The organism is Kosakonia sp. MH5 (genome assembly GCF_009935945.1).
Taxonomy (GTDB): domain Bacteria; phylum Pseudomonadota; class Gammaproteobacteria; order Enterobacterales; family Enterobacteriaceae; genus Kosakonia; species Kosakonia radicincitans.
On record NZ_QODH01000001.1, the window covers coordinates 334,278 to 355,271 of the forward strand.

The following is a 20,994-nucleotide window of genomic DNA, read 5'->3' on the forward strand; positions in this document are numbered from 1 at the left end:
CCTGAGTATTAGTGCTTTTTGTTGCGCTTTCACGCGTTGGCACGGGGGGAGAACCGCGCCTTGGGAAGGGCATCTAAGCGCCCTTTATTTATTACACAGAGTAAAATAAATCGTTTCAGCTTTGTTTGACGGCTATCACGTTTCAGCTAGCGGTCGCTTTAAAACTCACACAGATTTACAAAAGGCGCTGCCTGATGTATGAAAAACGACCATCACCGCCTTTTTTATGGCGGTGAACTTTACTCTGATCGTTTATTAATTACGAGTACTAAAATAAGCTGATATTTCAGACAGATTGCAATCTGGCGGGATCGATATGAAACAGGCTGGCAAAGTTTTGCGTGGTCTGCTGTGCGAGTTCCTCAATGGAAACCCCTTTCAGAACCGCCATATATTCTGCCACATCGCGTGTCATTGCAGGCTGGTTCTCTTTACCGCGGTGCGGTACGGGCGCGAGATACGGAGAATCGGTCTCGACCAGCAACCGATCCAGAGGCACATAACGTGCTGCATCGCGTAGTTGTTCCGCATTACGGAAAGTCACAATGCCGGAGAAAGAGATATAAAATCCCATATCCAACAGCTTGCCTGCCGTTTCACGATCCTCAGTAAAGCAGTGTAGTACACCGCCGCAATCCTGAACCTGCTCTTCCTGCAAAATCGCCAGTGTGTCGGCACGGGCATCGCGTGTATGCACGATAACCGGTTTATTCAGCTCGCGCCCAATGCGGATATGGTTGCGGAATGAGATCTGCTGACGCGCTTTGGTTTCCGGTGTATAGAAATAGTCCAGACCGGTCTCACCCATTGCCACAACACCCTCTTCCGCTGCTAACTGACGCAGCGTCGCCGCGTCATACTCTTCGTCCTGATTCAGCGGATGAACGCCGCAGGAGAACACCACATTACTGCGCTCTCCCACCAGCTCGCGCATGCTGCGATATCCGGGCAGCGTGGTGGCCACAGCCAGACAAAACTTCACATCGCGCGCGGCGGCTTTCGCCAGTACGTCATCAACATCTTTGTGCAAAGAGGCGTAATCCAGGCCATCAAGATGGCAGTGCGAGTCGACTAAAAACATAATGTCTCTCTTAAAGGTGGGATACCGGAAGCGTAGCGCCTGGTTGCAGGTACCGTTCCAGTGTTAATAAAAGATCGGTGAGCAGCAGTTCGTGGTTCACTCCCACGACATTCAGCAACTGCTCACGGCAAGTAAATACAGCATGCAGCAGAGCATGCAATGTCTCACCGCGTAACTGACGGGCAAGGTTGTGTACCAGGTCTGGCACATCAACGTTGGTCAGCAATGTCGCCCCCTGCTGTGCTTTCAGAGCATCGAGGAACAGCGCACAGACCCATTGCAAGCGCTCCGCCACCCGATCGTGGTTAAGCGCCGTCAGCATGGCGAACCAGTCACCGCTATTTAGCGCGTTTTCAATCGCCAGGCAGAGTGCCTGACGCTGCGCCCAGTGCTCTTCCTGCAACAGCGTCTCAGCCGCGCCTGGCGACCCGGCGCACAGACGCAGTGCGCTGAGGATAGCATCTTGTGACACCGTCACTTCCCGACTAAGCCATGCGCTGGCATAACTTTCCGCCGGTGGCGCAAGGTGATGCAAGCGGCAGCGGCTGCGCAGCGTAGCGAGTAACCGCGCGGGCTCGCGGCAGGCAAGAAAGAACCACGTCTGGGCTGGTGGCTCCTCCAGCGTTTTCAGTAATGCATTGGCGGCAGCATCGGTTAATAACGCGGCGTCCTGAATCCAGACCACCTTCGCCCCGCCAAGACGAGCATGCTCGTAGAGTTTTTCACTCACTTCACGCACCGCATCAATGCCCAACGTGGTTTTGCCTTTTTCCGGCGCCAGTGCGTAGTAATCCGGATGGGTTCCGGCCTGCATCAACTGACAGCCGCGACAGTGGCCGCAGCTTTTGTGTCCTTCCGGTGTTTGGCACAGCAGAAAACGGCTGAGCGCATAGATCAGCGCGTCTTCCCCCATACCTGGCAGCGAGTGAACAAGTAACGCGTGGTGCCCACGTCCGCTTTGATAACTGGCGACCAGTTGTTCAAAGTCCGGTCGCAGCCACGGATACCATTTCATGCGCCCAGCTCCTGCACCCATGCGGTAACTGTCTGACGGATAGCGCGCACAACATCATCCAGCGGTTGCGTGGCATCCACCGTGCGAATAGAAGCATCCTGCGCGGCCAGCTCAAGGTAACGTGCACGGGTGCGATTGAAGAAATCCAGCGACTCCTGCTCAATACGATCCAGCTCGCCGCGCGCGCGGGCGCGTTTCAGGCCCACTTCAGGGGTGACATCAAGGTACAGAGTTAAATCCGGGCGAAAATCGCCCAGCACGGCATCGCGCAACGTCGCCAGCATGCCTTGATCAATGCCACGACCGCCGCCCTGGTAGGCCTGAGTAGAAAGATCGTGCCGATCGCCAATGACCCAGCAACCGCGTGCCAGCGCCGGTTTGATCACCGTTTCCACCAGTTGAACACGAGCGGCATAAAACATCAGGACTTCGGCTTTATCAGAAATCACTTCGTCACCAACAGAGCGGATATCCAGCACCAGACTGCGCAGCTTCTCTGCCAGCAGCGTACCGCCCGGCTCGCGCGTAAATATCATCTCTCTGACGCCCAGTTCTTTCAGCGTTTCGACGACGACATCGCGTGCCGTCGTTTTACCGGCGCCTTCCAGCCCTTCAATAACGATGTATTTACTGCTCATTTTTTTCCTTAAGCACTTTCAGATAGTCCTGCACTGACCGGTTATGGCTGGCGAGGTTGGTATTAAATGTGTGTCCACCCTTCCCGTCGGCCACAAAATAGAGGTATGGCGTCTTCGCCGGATGCGCTGCCGCTTTCAGCGAGGCTTCACCTGGCGTGGCAATCGGTCCTGGCGGCAAGCCGCTAATCACATAGGTGTTGTAATCCGTCGGAGCCTCCAGGTCGGCGCGCGACAGCTTACCATTATAACGCGCGCCCATCCCGTAGATCACCGTCGGATCGGTTTGCAGGCGCATTCCGACGCGTAAGCGGTTAATAAAGACCGAGGCAACCTGATCGCGTTCGCTGGCCACAGCCGTCTCTTTTTCAATGATGGACGCCATTGTTACCAACTGGTTCTGATCCTTGTACGGCAGGCCGTCCATGCGCCCTTCCCAGACCTGTTCAACGGCTCGCGCCATCTTTTGGTGCGCGCGCTTGAGTAGCGCAACATCCGTCGTATTTGCGGTATACATCCAGGTATCCGGCCAGAACCAGCCTTCCACCCAGTTTGCATGCTCCAACTTCAGCGCCTGCGCGACAGTGGCATAATCATCATCCTTCAGCGTGTGCTTCAGATATGGCGCATCACGTAGCTGCTTCAGATAATCACTCAGACGCATTCCCTCCACCAGACGCAGCGGAAATTGCGCCTCTTTGCCGCTGGCCAATAATTGCAGCATTTCACGCACGGTCATGCCCGCCGTAAAACGGTAGGTCCCCGCTTTGAAGTGCGACAAATCAGGCTCCAGGCGTAACAACCACTGGAAAACACGCGGGCGATTGATGACTTTCTCCTGGTACAGCAATTCACCCAGCGCCACCCGGCCGGTTCCGGCTGGCAGGGTAAAAATGATTTCATCTTTGGTAAGAATCGTGGAATCCGCCAGTTGACGAACCTTCCAGACTCCGGCTCCTGCTGCAATCACTAATACCGTCAGCAGCAGGAGAACAACGCGTAACATTTTCTTCATGACTGATTTATCTGCTCACACAGTGGGGCTAAAAATTGGTACAAATCACGCGCTGACCAACGCAGTTCTCCCCATTGGCGAACGGGGACGACCGGCATCAACGCGTTACAAATAACCACTTCCTCGGCCTGCGCCAGCGCTTGCTGGCGGGCATTCACTTCGACAACACGAAAACCGGAAGATGCTAGTTGTCGCATACAATATTGTCGCATGATGCCATCCACTCCGGCATAGTCGAGGCGTGGCGTGAAAACCTCCTGCCCTTGCCGCCAGAAAATATTGGCCGCGCAACATTCAGTGATCCAGCCGTCGCTGTCCAGCACCAGCGCTTCATCAGCATCGGTCTGCTCCAGTCCGGCGCGGATTAACACCTGTTCCAGACGGTTAAGATGTTTGATTCCCGCGAGCATCGGATTACGCCCGAGGCATACATCGCTCAACGTCAACGTAACGCCTTCCCGCTGCCATCGCGCGTAGTGTGCGGGCCGGGCTGAAACAGAAAGAATACGCGTCGGTGAATCGCAGTTCGCTGCACTGTAGCCACGACCTCCGCCACCACGGCTGAGGATCACTTTAACCACGCCGTCAGCTTTTCCTTGTGCCAGCGATGCCATCTCCTGCGCCAGCAGATCCCAGTCATGAAAAGGAATAAATAGCCGTTCGCATGCCAGACGCAAGCGCTGTATATGCGCAGGCGCAAACTGGATTTGCCCGGCAAGGATACGCGCGGTAGTAAAGCAGCCGTCACCAAACTGTATGGCCCGGTCACTGGCTGCAAGCTGTCGTTGCTCTGTGCCATTAATCAAGAACATAGAGGCTCCTTAAGCGTGTGGCCGGACAGTTTGGCAGGATGGAAAGCAGAGAACAAGGGGAGAAAGCTGAATAGAAAAGGCCCGACAAGCGGGCCTTTAAAACAGCAAAGGTGATCAGACTTTTTTGAAGATCAGCGAGCCGTTGGTGCCACCAAAGCCGAAGGAGTTACACAGGGTATACTCCATACCGCTAACCTGGCGCGCTTCGTGCGGTACGAAGTCCAGATCGCAACCTTCATCCGGGTTATCCAGGTTGATGGTTGGCGGTACAGCTTGATCGCGCAGCGCAAGAATGGAGTAGATGGACTCTACTGCACCGGCCGCGCCTAACAGGTGCCCGGTCATGGATTTGGTTGAACTCACCATGACGCTACGCGCGGCATCGCCAAACACCGCTTTCACCGCCTGAGCTTCAGCAATATCGCCTGCTGGCGTAGAGGTACCGTGTGCGTTGACATAGCCAATCTGGCCTGGTTCAATGCCCGCATCACGCAGCGCATTCACCATTGCTTTGGCCGCGCCAGCGCCGTTTTCCGGCGGTGACGTCATATGATAAGCATCGCTGCTCATACCGAAGCCGACGATTTCAGCATAGATTTTCGCACCGCGTTTTTTTGCGTGCTCATACTCTTCCAGCATGATGATGCCAGCGCCGTCGCCGAGGACAAAACCGTCACGCTCTTTATCCCACGGACGGCTTGCAGCCTGAGGATTATCGTTGCGGGTAGACAGCGCACGCGCTGCACCAAAGCCACCTACGCCCAGCGGGGTGCTGGCTTTTTCTGCACCACCAGCCAGCATCGCATCGGCATCGCCATAAGCAATAATACGCGCAGCATGGCCGATGTTGTGCACGCCTGAAGTACAGGCCGTTGCAATGGAGATGCTTGGACCTTGCAGGCCAAACATGATAGTCAGGTGACCTGCCACCATGTTAACAATTGTAGACGGTACGAAGAACGGACTGATTTTACGCGGACCGCCCTTAACGAGGGAGCTGTGGTTCTCTTCAATCAAGCCCAGACCGCCGATACCAGAACCGATCGCGGCACCAACACGAGAAGCATTTTCTTCCGTGATAACCAGGCCGGAGTCGTGCATGGCCTGAACGCCAGCCACAATTCCATATTGAATGAAATCATCCATCTTGCGCTGTTCTTTGCGCGAGATAATGTCTTCACAGTTAAAATCCTTTACTAAGCCAGCAAATTTGGTTGCATAGGCGCTAGTATCGAAATGGTCGATCAGGCTGATGCCACTCTGACCGGCAAGAAGAGCTTTCCAGGTAGACTCTACGGTATTGCCGACAGGAGACAACATGCCAAGTCCGGTCACAACTACACGACGCTTAGACACGTTCATCCTCCAGGGAGGGATAAAAAAGAGATTCGAGGGATAACACTAGATAAAACTCAGGCGGTCGAGTGACCGCCTGGAGATGTTCACTTACGCCTGGTGACCGTTGATGTAATCAATGGCAGCCTGAACGGTGGTGATTTTCTCAGCTTCTTCGTCCGGAATCTCAGTATCAAACTCTTCTTCCAGAGCCATTACCAGCTCAACGGTGTCAAGAGAATCAGCGCCCAGGTCCTCAACGAAGGAAGCATTGTTGGTAACTTCTTCCTGCTTAACGCCCAGCTGTTCGCCGATAATTTTCTTAACGCGTTCTTCGATAGTGCTCATACTCTTAAATTTCCTATCAAAACTCGCTTTCGCGATGGTTTTCGTAGTGTATAAAATGTTGAAAAATTTGCAACTAAATCCCGGCAGTTCTTACCACGATTTTACGCTATTTTGAGGCCTTTCGCCCTCATAACGCAAATGATTTTAATCGTGGTTAGACCATATACATTCCACCGTTGACGTGCAGAGTCTCACCAGTGATGTAACCCGCCTCGTCAGAGGCTAAAAATGCAACCGCGTTGGCGATTTCCTGAGCACCGCCAAGGCGACCCGCAGGAACTTGCGCCAGGATACCCGCACGCTGATCGTCAGAGAGCGCACGCGTCATGTCCGTTTCAATAAAGCCCGGAGCAACAACGTTTACCGTAATACCGCGGGACGCAACTTCACGCGCCAGCGATTTACTGAAACCGATAAGACCCGCTTTCGCCGCAGCGTAGTTGGCCTGACCAGCATTTCCCATGGTACCAACCACAGAACCGATAGTGATAATACGCCCATGACGCTTTTTCATCATAGCCCGCATTACCGCTTTTGACAGACGGAAAACAGATGAAAGGTTAGTGTCGAGAATATCGTTCCACTCATCATCTTTCATGCGCATCAGCAAGTTATCACGAGTGATTCCGGCATTATTAACCAGAATATCAACCTCGCCAAACTCAGCGCGAATGTTCTCCAGAACCGATTCAATAGATGCGGCATCGGTCACGTTCAGCAGCAGACCTTTACCCTTCGCACCTAAATAATCACTGATAGCCTGCGCGCCATTTTCGCTCGTCGCGGTACCAATAACCTTTGCGCCGCGAGCGGCTAACGTTTCAGCAATGGCACGACCAATTCCACGGCTTGCACCGGTAACCAGCGCGACTTTTCCTTCAAAACTCATGGTGTTCCTCTTTTATTGCGCGAGTGCTTCTGACATCGCAGCCGGCTCATTGATAGCCGATGCTGTCAGTGTGTCAACAATACGTTTTGTCAGACCGGTGAGAACCTTACCCGGGCCGACCTCATACAGATGCTCAACGCCCTGCGACGCCATAAACTCAACGCTTTTCGTCCACTGCACCGGGCTGTACAACTGGCGCACCAGTGCACTGCGGATGGCTTCCGGCGACGTTTCGCACTTCACATCCACATTGTTAATAACCGGGATCTGCGGCGCATTAAATGGAATAGCGTTCAGTTCAACAGCCAGTTTTTCGGCAGCCGGTTTCATCAGCGCGCAGTGAGACGGCACGCTTACAGGCAGCGGCAATGCACGTTTAGCACCAGCGGCTTTACAGGCTGCGCCGGCACGCTCAACGGCCTCTTTATGGCCTGCGATAACTACCTGCCCCGGGGAATTATAGTTCACCGGAGAAACAATCTGGCCTTCAGCCGCAGTTTCACATGCTTTTGCAATAGACTCATCATCAAGACCGATGATAGCTGACATCGCGCCGGTACCTTCCGGTACGGCTTCCTGCATGAATTTGCCGCGCAGCTCAACCAGACGTACAGCATCGGCAAAAGCAATAACACCGGCGCATACCAGCGCGGAATATTCGCCCAGGCTATGCCCTGCCATCAGTACCGGCGTTTTGCCACCCTGCTGCTGCCACACGCGCCACAGCGCGACAGATGCACTCAGGAGTGCAGGCTGAGTCTGCCATGTTTTATTAAGCTCTTCTGCCGGGCCTTGCTGCACCAGTGCCCAGAGATCATAACCCAGAGCCGCAGAGGCTTCGGCAAACGTTTCTTCAATGACCGGGTAAGCTACCGCCATATCCGCCAACATACCGACGGTCTGGGAACCCTGCCCCGGAAAAACAAAAGCAAATTGCGTCATCTTCTTATCCTTATACTTAGAAACGAACCAGCGCGGAACCCCAGGTAAACCCGCCGCCGAACGCTTCAAGCAGAATTAGCTGGCCAGGTTTGATACGCCCATCGCGTACCGCCTCATCCAGTGCGCTGGGAACAGAAGCCGCAGAGGTGTTGCCATGACGATCCAGCGTAACCACAACGTTATCCATCGCCATGCCAAGCTTTTTCGCTGTGGCGCTGATAATACGCAGGTTAGCCTGGTGCGGCACCAGCCAGTCCAGCGAGCTTCGCTCAAGGTTATTAGCGGCTAATGTTTCATCAACAATTCGCGCCAGTTCCGTCACCGCGACTTTAAACACTTCGTTGCCCGCCATCGTTAAATATGTCGGGCTTTCCGGATTCACGCGGTCGAGGTTCGGCAGCGTCAGCAGCTCACCGTAGCTACCGTCAGCATGCATGTGGGTTGAGATAATGCCCGGCTCTTCCGAAGCACTCAATACCACCGCACCTGCACCATCGCCGAACAGAATAATGGTACCGCGATCATTTGGATCTAATGTGCGCGCCAGCACATCAGATCCAATCACCAGCGCATGTTTTACCGCGCCGGATTTTACATATTGATCGGCGATGCTCAGCGCGTAGGTAAACCCTGCGCATGCTGCGGCAACGTCGAAGGCAGGACAACCTTTAATTTCCAGCATATTCTGGATCTGGCACGCCGCGCTCGGAAAAGCGTGCGTTGCAGAGGTTGTCGCCACAATAATCAGGCCAATTTGATCGTTATCGATGCCGGCCATTTCCAGCGCGCGTTTAGCGGCTTCATAGCCCATGGTTGAGACAGTTTCGTTTGCCGAAGCAATACGACGCTCACGGATCCCTGTACGGCTGACAATCCACTCGTCAGAGGTTTCCACCATTGTTTCCAAATCGGCGTTTGTTCGAACCTGCTCAGGCAGATAACTGCCGGTACCAATAATCTTCGTATACATGTACGCTCAGTCACTCTTGGGTAATATACACACATTCCGGTTATCGTCGCCCTGGGCGGATGATGCCGAAAGCGCATACACAGATTCCAGGCGAGCGGCGATTCGCTGTGGAACCTGCCGCTGCACCGCCTGCACTGCCTGTTCAATCGCGACGGTAAAGGCTCGCTGATTCGCTGCTCCGTGACTTTTAATCACAGTGCCGCGCAATCCTAACAGACAGGCGCCATTATACTGGTCGGGGTTGAGGTGACTGAATCGCCTGCTCAGGCTTTTTTGTAACCAACGTTTTAATAAAACCAGCCACCACGACCTTTTTTGCCCTTCGCTCTGTGATTTCAGCAGCGAAAGAAACATCCTGACAACCCCCTCCATGGTTTTTAATGTGACGTTTCCCGTAAAACCATCACAAACTAACACATCCGTTTTTCCAGTCAGAAGTTCATTCGCCTCCAGATAACCAATGTAGTTCATTGAGGGAACCGATCGTAACAGAGCCGCTGCATCACGGATATTGTCATGACCTTTGGTTTCTTCTTCACCAATGTTCAGCAGCGCCACGCGAGGGTTAGCGATACCCAGGATCTCCTCGGCCATCACCGCCCCCATTACCGCAAACTGCGCCAGCATTCTACTGTCACAATCCACATTCGCGCCGAGATCCAGCACGACAGTTTTGCCCTTCTGCTGATGTGGCAGAACGGTCACCAGCGCCGGACGCTCAATCCCCTCAATCGGTTTGAGCAACATTTTCGCCAGCCCCATCAGCGCGCCGGTATTGCCTGCGCTGACGCAAGCCTGGGCACGACCTTCTTTCACCAATTCCAGCGCCATACGCATAGAGCTACCGCGACTGGTGCGGATCGCTTGTGCGGGCCGGGCATCACTGGCAATAACTGACTGTGCAGGAATGATAAGCAAGCGTGAGCGTTGCTCGAAATCAGCTTTGGCAAGTAATGGCGTGATAGCGTCGGGATCGCCGACTAAAAGAAGGTTGAGCTGTGAATTAGAGTTCAGTGCCTGCAAAGCTGCAGGCACTGTCACGGACGGGCCAAAATCGCCCCCCATGACATCTAACGCCAGGGTTAGACGTGTCAAGGTATCGTCGCAGCCTGGTTCGGTCTATCCCCGCTTTCGCGGGGAAATCCTCACTAAGCTTAATCACGCTTGCGCGTGATTACTTAGTGATAACCTTGCGACCGCGGTAGAAACCGTCGGCGGTGATGTGGTGACGCAGGTGGGTTTCACCAGAAGTTTTGTCTACAGACAGGCTGGTGACTGCGGTCAGCGCGTCATGGGAACGACGCATGCCACGTTTGGAACGGGTTGGTTTATTCTGTTGTACGGCCATGGACCTTACTCCTCAATTACTTACGCTTTAAGCTGGCTAATACGGCAAATGGATTTGGTTTTTGCGCTTCATCAGGCAATTCGCCAAAGACCATGTCCGCTTCGGACACTTCACAGTGTTCAGAATCATGCACCGGAACTACAGGCAAGGAGAGAATAATTTCATCCTCAACCAGCGCCAGCAGATCGATTTCGCCGAATTCGTTAACCTCAATCGGTTCATACGCTTCCGGCAGTGCTTCAGCCTGCTCGTCTGAACGCACAGGACTAAAACAATACGTTGTGTAGACCTGATGGGTGAATGGTTTCCCGCAGCGCTGGCATTCGAGCGATACCGTTACCTTCGCATCGCCGGTCAGGACCGCCAGACGCTGGTTATCGATAGCGAACGACATGGAGCACTCCACATCACTGTCTACGCTGACTACAGATTCGGCGACACGCTCCGCCTGTTCGGGGGTATAGATACCCTCGTAATCGAGGCGTTTTTGAGCCGTACGAACCGGATCAAGAGTCAGGGGTAATTTTACCTTTTGCATAGGGCGCGCATATTAACTTTGTAACGTCATATAGTCAAAGAAAAAGGCAGCCTACGGTTGCCTTTTGCCAATAATTCGCACACATTGCGGCCTACAGTTTAAAATGCCTCTCATTGTTAAGCCATATTTGGTGAAAAAAATATGTCGCAAATTATTCTCGCATCGACCTCCCCATACCGCCGTGCGCTTCTGGAAAAGCTTGGCTTAGCGTTTGAATGCGCCGCGCCGCAGGCTGATGAGACCCCGTATGCAGGCGAAGCACCGCGTCATCTGGTGCTGCGTCTGGCGCAGGAAAAAGCGCAATCGCTGGCGGAAAAATATCCTCAGCATCTGATTATTGGTTCCGATCAGGTGTGCGTATTGGACGGTGAAATAACCGGCAAGCCGCATACGGAAGAAAATGCCCGCCAGCAATTGATGAAAGCCCGCGGAAATATTGTCACATTTTATACTGGCCTGGCGCTATATAACTCGGCCACCGGTCATTTGCAGACTGAATGTGAGCCTTTCGACGTCCATTTCCGTCATTTAAGCGAGCAGGAAATCGAAGACTATATCCGTAAAGAGCATCCGCTGAACTGCGCAGGTAGTTTCAAAAGCGAAGGGTTAGGCATTGCGCTGTTTGAGCGTCTTGAAGGCCGGGATCCCAACACGCTGGTCGGTTTGCCGCTGATCGCGCTGTGCCAGATGCTACGTCGTGAACAGTGTAACCCCTTGTTAAACTAATGCTTTAGCGATCACAGTTTCTTTTTTGAGCAAAAGCTACATTCACCTCCATTATTAAAACACCGTTTTAATTTAAGGAGAGGTGATGAAGATATTCAATAAAATGGCGCTGCTGTTGACGCTTTTCGGCGCCGCGAATGCCATTGCGCAGGCACCGTGGCAAACGCAGGGAGTGGTCGAAGGTAACCTCCCCGCTTCATGGCAAACGCTGAAAGCAGAGATGCATTACCCCCATTCCTGGCTCTCCGGCCACTATAAAGATTTTACTCAGTGGCAAACCCTTAGCCGCCAGCTGTTCCGCGCAGCATTGCTTACCCCGACCTCGACGAAACCTTTCGCGCCAGAAATTCTCAGCAAAGAAGATCGTGGCAGTTACACTGCAGAAAAACTGGCACTTAATATCACCGACGATAATCGTATTGCGGCGCTGCTGCTAATGCCGAAATCCCCGGGACCTCACCCCGCAGTAGTGCTGTTACACGATCACGGTTCGAAATTTGATATCGGTAAAGAGAAGCTGATCCGTCCCTGGGGCGATGCAGGAAAGCTCGCCAGCGCGCAAGCCTGGGCTGACAAATTTTTCAGCGGGAAATTTATCGGTGATGAGTTGGCCAGCCGTGGCTATGCCGTCATCGCCATTGACAGCCCGGGTTGGGGCGATCGCGGGCCAATGGTCTACGAGCAGCAGCAGGCGCTGGCCAGTAACTATTTCAACCTTGGCCGTTCTCTGGCAGGCGAAATGGCTTATGAAGATATGCGCACGGTAGACTTTATCGCCTCATATGCCGGAGTGGACAGTCAACGTGTGGGCGTGCTGGGTTTCTCGATGGGCGGTTTTCGCGCCTGGCAACTGGCAGCACTGAGCGACAAAGTGGCGGCGACCGCCGTGATCTCATGGTTTGGTACGTATAACGGCCTGATGCAACCAGGCAATAATGTGCTGCGCGGCCAGTCTGCCTTTTATATGCTCCACCCGGGAATGCCTGCGCAGATGGATATTCCGGACATTGCCAGTATCGCTGCGCCTAAACCGATGCTGATATTCAGCGGCGGCCAGGACAAACTGTTCCCGCAGGAAGCGGTAAAGGAGGCCTTTGCCAAAGTGCACCGCGTCTGGAAATCGCAGCACGCCGACGACAAACTCGTCACCCGAACCTGGCCACAACTGGGGCATGTTTTTTACCGTGAACAGCAGGATGAAGTCTTTCCGTGGCTGGATAAGTGGCTGAAGCCCTGACCTGTTGCTTCCCCCTCGTACCGGAGGGGGAAACGCTTATTTGCCGCTGCGCAGCACCTGCAAACAGTGTTTTAGTTCATCATCGAGCGGCGCTTCAATACGCAATGTCTCACCGCTATTTGGATGGGTAAATTTCAGCGCTGCCGCATGCAAAAACAGACGAGACAAACCGGTTGCTGCCAGTTGCTTGTCAAATTCACGATCGCCATACCGGTCGTCAAAAGCAATCGGATGACCCGCATGCTGCGTATGTACGCGGATTTGGTGCGTACGACCGGTTACCGGGCTACAACGTACCAGCGTCGCAAACTCGTAACGTTCTTCCACTTTAAACCGGGTTTCCGACGGTTTGCCTTCGCTGTTGACGCGCACAATGCGTTCGCCGCTTTGCAGAATATTTTTCAGCAACGGTGCCTGCACCGCTTTTACGTGTGACTGCCATTGCCCGCGCACCAGCGCGAGATAATCTTTCTGCATCTCTTTGCCGCGCAGTTGCTCATGTAGCGAACGCAGCGCCGAACGTTTTTTGGCCACCAGCAGAACGCCGGAAGTATCACGATCGAGACGGTGAACGAGTTCGAGGAACCGGGCTTCCGGACGCAGCGCGCGCAGACCTTCAATCACGCCAAAACTCAGGCCGCTGCCGCCGTGTACCGCTGTACCGGACGGCTTGTTGAGGACGAGAATATGATCGTCTTCATATAAAATAACGTCGCTTAACGCCGCAACTTTCTGCAAATGCGGTGAAACCGCCTCTTCTTCGCGTTCAGCAACGCGCACCGGCGGGATGCGCACTTCGTCGCCCGCTTCCAGTTTATATTCCGGTTTGATGCGTTTTTTATTCACCCGCACTTCGCCTTTACGCAGAATGCGGTAGATCATGCTTTTCGGCACACCTTTTAATTGGGTGCGTAAAAAGTTATCGATGCGTTGCCCCGCTTCGTCAGCGGAAATAGCAACAAATTTTACGGATGGTGTCTCAGTTTTCATGGGAGGCGATTCTAAATAGCCATGATGATTAGCGCCACTCATTTTTCTATGCTTATATTTACATTCGCACCTGGATACTGGCGTTAGATTCTTCTGATTCGGTGGTTATTAAACCAATCTCCGTACAGAGGTGAAAAAACTGTGAGTAACCGGGTGATAAATGGTAAAAGTCAGCTTGCTATAAGAGGGTTCGCAGGGAATAATGTTGCGGTTTTCCGTGTTGAATCTTGTTGAAACAAGCAAAATAAGCGGAATGACCAGTTTTGCCTGTCCGATCATACACGCAGCAATGGCGTAAGACGTATTGAACTTTCAGGCAGTTAGCGGGCTGCGGGTTGCAGTCCTTACCGGTAGATGGAATCTTCTCTGGAGAGTTTTTCCCAGGCTGTTCCCCTGATAATTGCGCTGTATTTTCCACAGGAAATACAGGCAACCGACACACTGCGCCTCTTAAGCGAGCGACAACCGTGAGGTTGGCGACGTGAATAGTCTCGAGGCCATCGGTTCTCCCCGGAAAGGCGTTATCTTGCCCGCAGCTTAGTCGTCAATGTAAGAATAATGAGTAAGTTACGATGAAAAGAATGTTAATCAACGCAACTCAGCAAGAAGAGTTGCGTGTCGCCCTTGTGGATGGGCAGCGCCTGTACGATCTGGATATCGAAAGTCCGGGGCACGAACAGAAAAAAGCGAACATCTATAAAGGTAAAATCACCCGCATTGAGCCGAGTCTTGAAGCCGCCTTCGTTGATTACGGTGCTGAACGACACGGTTTTCTCCCCCTCAAAGAAATCGCGCGCGAATATTTCCCCGCCAATTACAACGCTCATGGCCGTCCTAATATCAAAGATGTGCTGCGTGAAGGCCAGGAAGTCATCGTCCAGATTGATAAAGAAGAGCGTGGCAATAAAGGCGCTGCGCTGACCACGTTTATTAGCCTTGCGGGCAGTTATCTGGTGTTAATGCCGAATAACCCGCGCGCTGGCGGCATCTCTCGCCGCATTGAAGGCGACGATCGTACTGAATTAAAGGAAGCCCTCTCCAGCCTCGAATTGCCGGATGGCATGGGGCTGATTGTACGCACAGCCGGTGTGGGTAAATCCGCCGAAGCGCTGCAATGGGATCTGAGTTTCCGCCTGAAACACTGGGAAGCTATCCAGAAAGCCGCTGAAAGCCGTCCAGCGCCGTTCCTGATCCATCAGGAAAGTAACGTCATCGTTCGTGCTTTCCGTGACTACCTGCGCCAGGACATTGGCGAAATCCTCATCGACAACCCGAAAGTGCTTGAGCTGGCCCGCCAGCATATCTCCGCACTGGGTCGTCCGGATTTCAGCAGCAAAATCAAACTGTACACCGGTGAAATCCCGCTGTTCAGCCACTACCAGATTGAGTCGCAGATTGAATCTGCCTTCCAGCGTGAAGTGCGTCTGCCGTCCGGCGGCTCCATTGTTATCGATTCCACGGAAGCACTGACGGCTATCGATATCAACTCCGCACGCGCAACCCGCGGTGGCGATATCGAAGAAACCGCCTTCAACACCAACCTGGAAGCAGCCGATGAGATCGCCCGCCAACTGCGCCTGCGCGATCTCGGCGGTCTGATTGTCATTGACTTCATCGATATGACGCCGGTTCGCCATCAGCGCGCTGTTGAGAACCGTCTGCGCGAAGCCGTACGTCAGGATCGCGCCCGTATTCAGATCAGCCATATTTCCCGCTTTGGCCTGCTGGAGATGTCTCGTCAGCGCCTGAGCCCATCGCTGGGCGAATCCAGCCACCACGTCTGCCCACGCTGTAGCGGCACCGGTACCATTCGTGATAACGAATCGCTGTCGCTGTCGATTCTGCGCCTGATCGAAGAAGAAGCGCTGAAAGAGAACACCCAGGAAGTGCACGCGATTGTGCCGGTCCAGGTCGCCTCTTATCTGCTGAACGAAAAACGTGCTGCGGTCAGCGCTATCGAAGCCCGCCAGGGCGGCGTACGCTGCGTGATCGTGCCGAACGACCAGATGGAAACGCCGCACTACTCCGTACTGCGTGTGCGTAAAGGCGAAGAGACGCCGACCCTGAGCTATCTGCTGCCGAAGCTGCACGAAGAAGCAATGGCGCTGCCGTCGGAAGAAGAGTATGCCGAGCGTAAACTGCCTGAGCAGCCTGCGCTGGCGACGTTCGTCATGCCAGATGTTCCGCCTGTGCCGCAAGCGCCTGCCGCCGCTGCTGCACCAGTTGCCAAAGCCGAACCTGCCGCTGTACAACCCACCACTCCGGGGCTGTTCAGTCGTTTCTTCTCGGCACTGAAAGGTCTGTTTGCGGGTGAAGAAACCCCGGCAGCCGTCGAAGCCCAGGAAGAGAAAAAGCCAGCGAAACAAGATCGCCAACAGGATCGTCGCAAACCGCGCCAGAACAATCGTCGCGATCGTAGCGAACGCCGTGATGGCCGCGCTGAAGGTAGCGAGGCGCGCGAAGGTCGTGAGAATCGCGAAAACCGCGAAAGTCGTGAAGAGAACCGCCGTAATCGCCGCGAGAAATCGCAGCAGAACGTGGAAACTCGCGAAGCGCGTCAGCCAGTAGCGGTCGAAGAGACGGAAAAAACTAAACAGCGCGATGAGCAGCAACCATCGCGCCGCGAACGCAACCGTCGCCGTAACGATGACAAACGTCAGGCACAGCAGGATATTAAAGAACTGAACCGTGCCGATGCCGATCAGCCTGAGCAGGAAACTGAACAGGAAGAGCGCGTACAGGTGATGCCGCGCCGTAAGCAGCGTCAACTGAGCCAGAAAGTACGTTTTGAAGATGCACAGTCCACGGATACTACCGAAGAGACGATGGCTCAGAGTACTGAAGTGGCGAAAGTCGATCTCCCGGTCGTTGTGGAAACCAGCCAGGATCAGGATGAGAATGCGGAAGCGCGCGAAAATGCGATGCCTCGCCGCTCTCGTCGTTCTCCGCGTCATCTGCGTGTCAGCGGCCAGCGCCGTCGTCGCTACCGTGACGAGCGTTATCCGTTGCAGTCAGCCATGCCGTTAACCGTCGCATGTGCTTCACCTGAAATGGCTTCCGGTAAGGTATGGATCCGCTACCCGGTTCCGCGCGCTCAGGAAGAGCAGGCGAAAGAGATCGCGGCAGAAGAGAACGTTGCCGTTGAGCAGGAAGTTGCACCGATGGTGGCTGAAGCCGCGCTGGTAAGCGCTGTAGAAACCGAAGTGGTTGAGCAGCAACCCGCAGCAGAAGCAGAAGTTGTCGCGCCAGCCGCTGAAACGGAAGTGACAGAACCCGTCGTTGTTGAGCCGCAGCAGACTGTCGCTGAGCCAGAAACCGTTGAGGTAGAAACCAGTCATCCGGAGGTTATTGCCGCGCCGGTTGATGAGCAACCGCAACTGATTGCCGAAGAAGATCGTGTCGTCGCCGAAGAGGTTGCGGAAGAAGCCACGCCAGCGCAGGAAGCCCCGGCTCCCATCGTCGAAACCGCTCCGGTCGTTAGCGAAGAATCACAGGCCCCGGTTGCAGAACCGGTTAAAGAAACTGTGGTGCCCGCCGTCGCCCGTAAAGTAGCCACTGCGCCGATGACCAAAGCGCCTGCACCGGATTATGTACCGGAAGCGCCGCGTCACAGCGACTGGGTACGTCCTGACTTCAATTTCGAAGGCAAAGGCTCCGCGGGCGGTCACAGCGCCACCCACGCCGCCACTGCACCGGCAACGAAGCCGCCATCTGTTGGCTAATCGCCAGACAGCCAAAAGCCGACCTCAGGGTCGGCTTTTTTATGCCTGCCGCGCAGGCTGGCGCATGCCTCCCAGCCCCGGCATCACTTCACGCATCAATTGCAAAAATTTTCGCAATCGCGCCGGATAGTACCGCGCCCACGGATACACCAGATGTACCGGCAGCGCCGCCGCCTGCCATTCCGGCAACAAAGCAACCAGTTTCCCGCTGCGTATCTCCTCTTCCACCGCCCAACTGGAGATAACCGCCAGACCAAGACCACTGATTGCCGTATTCCGCGCAGCGTACAGGCTGTCGGTAAACAGTCTTGGCGAGATCGGCACCTGTTCCGCATCGCCGGTTTGCTGATGTGTCAGATGAATTTCATGCTGATAAAAAGTGTTCAGCGCTATCCACGGCAAGGCTGAGAGTTGCTGTGGGGTCTCAATTGCCGGAAAACGCGCCAGCAAGGCCGGAGAAGCCACCAGGCTGCGGGGGACTTCTGCCAGCAGCACCGACACCGTTGCCGGGTCCACTTCCGCGCCGACGCGAATAGCACAATCGATGTTCACGCTAAGAAAATCGACCGTTTTATCGTTCAGCATCCACTCGACAGAAAGCTGCGGGTGTCGCTCGAGAAATTCGGTGAGCGGCCCAAGTAACTGCTCCTGACCAAAAGCATGTGGCGCGCGCACGCGCAGAATACCGACCGGTTCATCGTCAGACTGGCTCAGCTCATCCTCCAGGGCTACCCAGGCATCCGCTACCCGTTTTGCATGTTGATAACAGCGTTCACCATCATCGGTCAGCTTCATCGCATGGGTGGTGCGCAGCAACAACTTCACGCCAAGCAGGGTTTCCAGTGACTGCAAACGGCGGCTGACCGTCGCCTGCGTCGTTCCCAACTGGCGCGCAGCTGCCGACAGCGAGCCCGCTTCCACGATACGGATAAACGTCCGCATCAAATCCACTCTGTCTATACGCTCCTGGCGCTTCATATTTATTTTGCCTATACGTTTCACGTATAACCGTTTTACCACTCCGCAGGCTACCGCGCCACAGCGTATTAGAGAAGAATGTCCTCACTGCGTAGCACGCCTACGAACTCATAAAAACCATACCGGGGAAACACTGTATGAACCGTCATTCTCTTTCGACAGATGTTGTTGGCTGGGTCATTTTAGCGCTGGCGCTGGGCGCCGGATTTAGCGTGGCATCTATCTACTATTCGCAGCCGTTGCTGCCGCTGATGGGTAGCGATCTGCACCTGACCGTTAACGGCATGGGGCTGGTACCGACGCTGACTCAGGCCGGTTATGCGCTGGGTATTTTGTTTTTACTACCGCTGGGCGATCGCCATGATCGTCGCCGCCTCATCCTGATAAAAAGCGTGGCACTGGCGATTCTGCTGCTGGCCTGTAGCCTGACCAGCAACCTGCCCTCTCTATTGCTCGTCAGCCTGATGCTGGGGATGGCGGCGACAATGGCGCAGGATATTGTCCCGGCGGCGGCCATTCTGGCACCAGCGGGCAAACAGGGGAAAATGGTCGGCACGGTGATGACCGGCTTACTGCTGGGCATTCTGCTCTCTCGTACTGTTAGCGGCTTTGTCGGTGCAGCATTTGGCTGGCGGGTAATGTATCAACTTGCTGCCGTCAGTATTGCCCTGATTGGCGTGCTGATGTGGTCCGTGCTGCCGCGTTTTGCCACCCACTCTACGCTGAGCTATCCGGCACTGATGAAATCGATGGCGCACCTGTGGCAACGTTATCCGGCACTGCGCCGTGCGGCTTTCGCCCAGGGTTTCTTGTCCATCGCTTTTAGCGCCTTCTGGTCTACGCTTGCGGTAATGCTGCTGGAAAAATATCAGTTGGGTAGTGCCGTTGCCGGTACATTCGGTATTGCGGGTGCCGCCGGTGCGCTGGCCGCACCGCTGGCTGGTGGTCTGGCAGATAAAGTCGGCGCTGAAAAAGTGACGCAGTTGGGCGCCGGGCTGGTGACGCTCTCTTTTGCCCTGATGTTTTTACTGCCGGCACTGCCGCCACACGCTCAGCTTATCCTGATTGCGCTCTCTGCGGTCGGCTTCGATCTCGGTCTGCAATCCAGCCTCGTGGCGCACCAGAATCTGGTGTACGGTCTGGAGCCGCAAGCGCGTGGCCGCCTGAATGCGCTACTGTTTACAGGTGTGTTTATCGGTATGGCGGTGGGTTCTGCACTGGGCAGTAAACTCTATTCCGTTGCCTCATGGCAGGGTGTGGTGGTGCTGGCGACGCTCTCTGGCTTTATCGCGCTGGTCATTCGCCTGGTTGATGCCCGTCGCATCCAGCAAGCAGCGCAGAAAGCATAAGGCAAAAAAAAGGCCCGCTCCGGTAACAGAGCGGGCATACGGAACATGCCCCAGTTTCAAGACATGCTCAAAATGAAACGATTACGAGTTAATCTGGAACAACGACATTCCCTGCATATCGGAGAATGCTTTGTAAGAAGCCTGCAATGCAGCCTGTTGCATGGTGTAGGACGAAATCACCGAGTTCCAGTCCACATCCACCAGATCGCTTTTCTGCTGTGTCAGACCCAGCGCACGGTCATCACCCAACGAATCAAGGCTGTCCAGCTCATTCAACTGCGTGCCCAACTCCGCGCGTACCGTCAGCACGTTGTTCAGGGAGTTCGTCAAGCCACGACTGGTTTTATCAACCGCGGCCTGTGCGGTCGCTTTGGCCGTCTCATCGCCGGAAACCGGCGTATTCAGCGCAGCGATGGCCGTATCCAGCATTTTAAACAGATCCGTTTCCGAAGTTCCCGGCGCACCGGTTGCCGGATCCGTCGGTTCAGGCGTGGCGTTACTGGTGATACGGTTAAAAATTTCATCCCCCGTATGGGCAATCACCATGGTGCGGGAAGCGTCAACCTGCTGGGTGATATTCTGCGTACCGCCGCTGTATGTACCGGTAGAGTCATACGGCGCAGTTTCAGTTTTATAGCCGCCAAAAATATAACGCCCGTTACCGTCAGTGCTGTTCGCCAGGTTCAACAACTGATCGCGATAGCCTTGCAGTTTGCTGGCCAGCGATGCGCGGTCATCGTCGCTGAGCGAGCCGCTACCGGCCTCAACGATAGTGGACTGCGCGCCCTGAATAGCGGTCGTTACCTGCTGCAACACGCTCTCTTCCAGCGACACTTTTTGTTCGGCGAAAGTACGCGCTGTCGCATACTGGGTGTTCTGCGACTGCGCCTGAGAGATCACTACCGCCTGCGAAGCGGCAATCGGATCGTCAGACGGACGGTTCACACGCTGCCCGGTAGACATTTGCTCACCGTAGGCCAGCCATTTACTCTGCGCATTGGTAACGCCGCGCATGTTTTGTTCATACATCATTTGCGTGCTGATACGCATCATTCACCCCTTAC

At 54.5% G+C, this 20,994-nt stretch carries 20 protein-coding genes; 4 read left to right on the forward strand and 16 right to left on the reverse strand.

Features of this window, described 5'->3' with window-relative positions; all coding sequences use genetic code 11:
- Nucleotides 1-286: 286 nt before the first annotated feature.
- From DK872_RS01640 to yceD, 13 genes are all read right to left on the reverse strand, one after another.
- Nucleotides 287-1,081 carry a metal-dependent hydrolase gene (locus DK872_RS01640; protein WP_007374504.1) on the reverse strand — a complete coding sequence of 265 codons (795 nt, stop codon included), beginning with the start codon at nt 1,079-1,081 and terminating at the stop codon, nt 287-289.
- 10 nt (nt 1,082-1,091) lie between these two features.
- The gene (gene holB / locus DK872_RS01645) at nt 1,092-2,096 is read right to left on the reverse strand and encodes a DNA polymerase III subunit delta' (RefSeq protein ID WP_161517976.1); all 1,005 of its coding nucleotides are present in this window, start codon (nt 2,094-2,096) and stop codon (nt 1,092-1,094) included.
- Nucleotides 2,093-2,734 (reverse strand): dTMP kinase, encoded by a 642-nt coding sequence (gene tmk, locus DK872_RS01650; protein ID WP_161517977.1) that lies wholly within the window; start codon nt 2,732-2,734, stop codon nt 2,093-2,095. Before tmk ends, holB begins: the two co-directional genes overlap by 4 nt.
- Nucleotides 2,724-3,746: a cell division protein YceG gene (gene yceG, locus DK872_RS01655; protein ID WP_035886186.1), complete on the reverse strand. Its 1,023-nt coding sequence runs from the start codon at nt 3,744-3,746 to the stop codon at nt 2,724-2,726. Before yceG ends, tmk begins: the two co-directional genes overlap by 11 nt.
- The gene (pabC, locus tag DK872_RS01660; protein ID WP_035886187.1) at nt 3,743-4,558 is read right to left on the reverse strand and encodes an aminodeoxychorismate lyase; all 816 of its coding nucleotides are present in this window, start codon (nt 4,556-4,558) and stop codon (nt 3,743-3,745) included. The genes yceG and pabC overlap by 4 nt, the downstream gene beginning before the upstream one ends.
- Before the next feature lie 114 nt (nt 4,559-4,672).
- Nucleotides 4,673-5,914: a beta-ketoacyl-ACP synthase II gene (gene fabF / locus DK872_RS01665; RefSeq protein WP_035886414.1), complete on the reverse strand. Its 1,242-nt coding sequence runs from the start codon at nt 5,912-5,914 to the stop codon at nt 4,673-4,675.
- A gap of 90 nt (nt 5,915-6,004) precedes the next feature.
- Nucleotides 6,005-6,241, reverse strand: coding sequence for an acyl carrier protein (acpP, locus tag DK872_RS01670; RefSeq protein WP_000103754.1), 237 nt, complete (start codon nt 6,239-6,241; stop codon nt 6,005-6,007).
- A 154-nt stretch (nt 6,242-6,395) separates the two neighbouring features.
- Complete coding sequence (fabG, locus tag DK872_RS01675; protein WP_007374498.1) at nt 6,396-7,130, reverse strand: 3-oxoacyl-ACP reductase FabG; 735 nt, start codon at nt 7,128-7,130, stop codon at nt 6,396-6,398.
- A 12-nt stretch (nt 7,131-7,142) separates the two neighbouring features.
- The gene (gene fabD / locus DK872_RS01680; RefSeq protein WP_071920629.1) at nt 7,143-8,072 is read right to left on the reverse strand and encodes an ACP S-malonyltransferase; all 930 of its coding nucleotides are present in this window, start codon (nt 8,070-8,072) and stop codon (nt 7,143-7,145) included.
- A gap of 16 nt (nt 8,073-8,088) precedes the next feature.
- Complete coding sequence (locus DK872_RS01685) at nt 8,089-9,042, reverse strand: beta-ketoacyl-ACP synthase III (RefSeq protein WP_007374496.1); 954 nt, start codon at nt 9,040-9,042, stop codon at nt 8,089-8,091.
- A 6-nt stretch (nt 9,043-9,048) separates the two neighbouring features.
- Complete coding sequence (gene plsX / locus DK872_RS01690; protein WP_072440991.1) at nt 9,049-10,137, reverse strand: phosphate acyltransferase PlsX; 1,089 nt, start codon at nt 10,135-10,137, stop codon at nt 9,049-9,051.
- Between the two features lie 79 nt (nt 10,138-10,216).
- Complete coding sequence (gene rpmF, locus DK872_RS01695; protein WP_007374494.1) at nt 10,217-10,390, reverse strand: 50S ribosomal protein L32; 174 nt, start codon at nt 10,388-10,390, stop codon at nt 10,217-10,219.
- A gap of 16 nt (nt 10,391-10,406) precedes the next feature.
- Nucleotides 10,407-10,928, reverse strand: coding sequence for a 23S rRNA accumulation protein YceD (gene yceD / locus DK872_RS01700; RefSeq protein WP_007374493.1), 522 nt, complete (start codon nt 10,926-10,928; stop codon nt 10,407-10,409).
- 141 nt (nt 10,929-11,069) lie between these two features.
- Here yceD and DK872_RS01705 point away from each other — a divergent pair, with 141 nt between their 5' ends.
- Together DK872_RS01705 and DK872_RS01710 are read left to right on the forward strand one after the other, a co-directional pair.
- Complete coding sequence (locus DK872_RS01705) at nt 11,070-11,654, forward strand: nucleoside triphosphate pyrophosphatase (RefSeq protein WP_007374492.1); 585 nt, start codon at nt 11,070-11,072, stop codon at nt 11,652-11,654.
- A gap of 103 nt (nt 11,655-11,757) precedes the next feature.
- Complete coding sequence (locus tag DK872_RS01710) at nt 11,758-12,891, forward strand: dienelactone hydrolase family protein (protein WP_007374491.1); 1,134 nt, start codon at nt 11,758-11,760, stop codon at nt 12,889-12,891.
- A 36-nt stretch (nt 12,892-12,927) separates the two neighbouring features.
- Here DK872_RS01710 and rluC read toward each other — a convergent pair whose 3' ends face one another.
- Nucleotides 12,928-13,881, reverse strand: coding sequence for a 23S rRNA pseudouridine(955/2504/2580) synthase RluC (gene rluC / locus DK872_RS01715; protein WP_035886193.1), 954 nt, complete (start codon nt 13,879-13,881; stop codon nt 12,928-12,930).
- 572 nt (nt 13,882-14,453) lie between these two features.
- Between rluC and rne the strand changes: the two genes are divergently transcribed.
- Nucleotides 14,454-17,603: a ribonuclease E gene (gene rne / locus DK872_RS01720; RefSeq protein ID WP_161517979.1), complete on the forward strand. Its 3,150-nt coding sequence runs from the start codon at nt 14,454-14,456 to the stop codon at nt 17,601-17,603.
- Between the two features lie 39 nt (nt 17,604-17,642).
- On the opposite strand, the gene DK872_RS01725 is transcribed toward rne, so the two are convergent.
- Nucleotides 17,643-18,581, reverse strand: coding sequence for a LysR family transcriptional regulator (locus DK872_RS01725; RefSeq protein WP_035886195.1), 939 nt, complete (start codon nt 18,579-18,581; stop codon nt 17,643-17,645).
- 137 nt (nt 18,582-18,718) lie between these two features.
- On the opposite strand from DK872_RS01725, the gene DK872_RS01730 reads away from it, so the two are divergent.
- The gene (locus DK872_RS01730) at nt 18,719-19,930 is read left to right on the forward strand and encodes an MFS transporter (RefSeq protein ID WP_072440994.1); all 1,212 of its coding nucleotides are present in this window, start codon (nt 18,719-18,721) and stop codon (nt 19,928-19,930) included.
- Between the two features lie 81 nt (nt 19,931-20,011).
- Here DK872_RS01730 and flgL read toward each other — a convergent pair whose 3' ends face one another.
- Nucleotides 20,012-20,980, reverse strand: coding sequence for a flagellar hook-associated protein FlgL (gene flgL / locus DK872_RS01735; protein ID WP_007374484.1), 969 nt, complete (start codon nt 20,978-20,980; stop codon nt 20,012-20,014).
- Between the last annotated feature and the right edge of the window lie 14 nt (nt 20,981-20,994).

What these genes read in the sequence shown, in the direction of transcription:
- DK872_RS01640 (WP_007374504.1), bottom strand. Translation starts at nt 1,081, where the DNA reads ATGTTTTTAGTCGACTCGCACTGCCATCTTGATGGCCTGGATTACGCC.
- holB (WP_161517976.1), bottom strand. Translation starts at nt 2,096, where the DNA reads ATGAAATGGTATCCGTGGCTGCGACCGGACTTTGAACAACTGGTCGCC.
- tmk (WP_161517977.1), bottom strand. Translation starts at nt 2,734, where the DNA reads ATGAGCAGTAAATACATCGTTATTGAAGGGCTGGAAGGCGCCGGTAAA.
- yceG (WP_035886186.1), bottom strand. Translation starts at nt 3,746, where the DNA reads ATGAAGAAAATGTTACGCGTTGTTCTCCTGCTGCTGACGGTATTAGTG.
- pabC (WP_035886187.1), bottom strand. Translation starts at nt 4,558, where the DNA reads ATGTTCTTGATTAATGGCACAGAGCAACGACAGCTTGCAGCCAGTGAC.
- acpP (WP_000103754.1), bottom strand. Translation starts at nt 6,241, where the DNA reads ATGAGCACTATCGAAGAACGCGTTAAGAAAATTATCGGCGAACAGCTG.
- fabG (WP_007374498.1), bottom strand. Translation starts at nt 7,130, where the DNA reads ATGAGTTTTGAAGGAAAAGTCGCGCTGGTTACCGGTGCAAGCCGTGGA.
- fabD (WP_071920629.1), bottom strand. Translation starts at nt 8,072, where the DNA reads ATGACGCAATTTGCTTTTGTTTTTCCGGGGCAGGGTTCCCAGACCGTC.
- DK872_RS01685 (WP_007374496.1), bottom strand. Translation starts at nt 9,042, where the DNA reads ATGTATACGAAGATTATTGGTACCGGCAGTTATCTGCCTGAGCAGGTT.
- rpmF (WP_007374494.1), bottom strand. Translation starts at nt 10,390, where the DNA reads ATGGCCGTACAACAGAATAAACCAACCCGTTCCAAACGTGGCATGCGT.
- yceD (WP_007374493.1), bottom strand. Translation starts at nt 10,928, where the DNA reads ATGCAAAAGGTAAAATTACCCCTGACTCTTGATCCGGTTCGTACGGCT.
- DK872_RS01705 (WP_007374492.1), top strand. Translation starts at nt 11,070, where the DNA reads ATGTCGCAAATTATTCTCGCATCGACCTCCCCATACCGCCGTGCGCTT.
- DK872_RS01710 (WP_007374491.1), top strand. Translation starts at nt 11,758, where the DNA reads ATGGCGCTGCTGTTGACGCTTTTCGGCGCCGCGAATGCCATTGCGCAG.
- rluC (WP_035886193.1), bottom strand. Translation starts at nt 13,881, where the DNA reads ATGAAAACTGAGACACCATCCGTAAAATTTGTTGCTATTTCCGCTGAC.
- rne (WP_161517979.1), top strand. Translation starts at nt 14,454, where the DNA reads ATGAAAAGAATGTTAATCAACGCAACTCAGCAAGAAGAGTTGCGTGTC.
- DK872_RS01725 (WP_035886195.1), bottom strand. Translation starts at nt 18,581, where the DNA reads ATGAAGCGCCAGGAGCGTATAGACAGAGTGGATTTGATGCGGACGTTT.
- DK872_RS01730 (WP_072440994.1), top strand. Translation starts at nt 18,719, where the DNA reads ATGAACCGTCATTCTCTTTCGACAGATGTTGTTGGCTGGGTCATTTTA.
- flgL (WP_007374484.1), bottom strand. Translation starts at nt 20,980, where the DNA reads ATGCGTATCAGCACGCAAATGATGTATGAACAAAACATGCGCGGCGTT.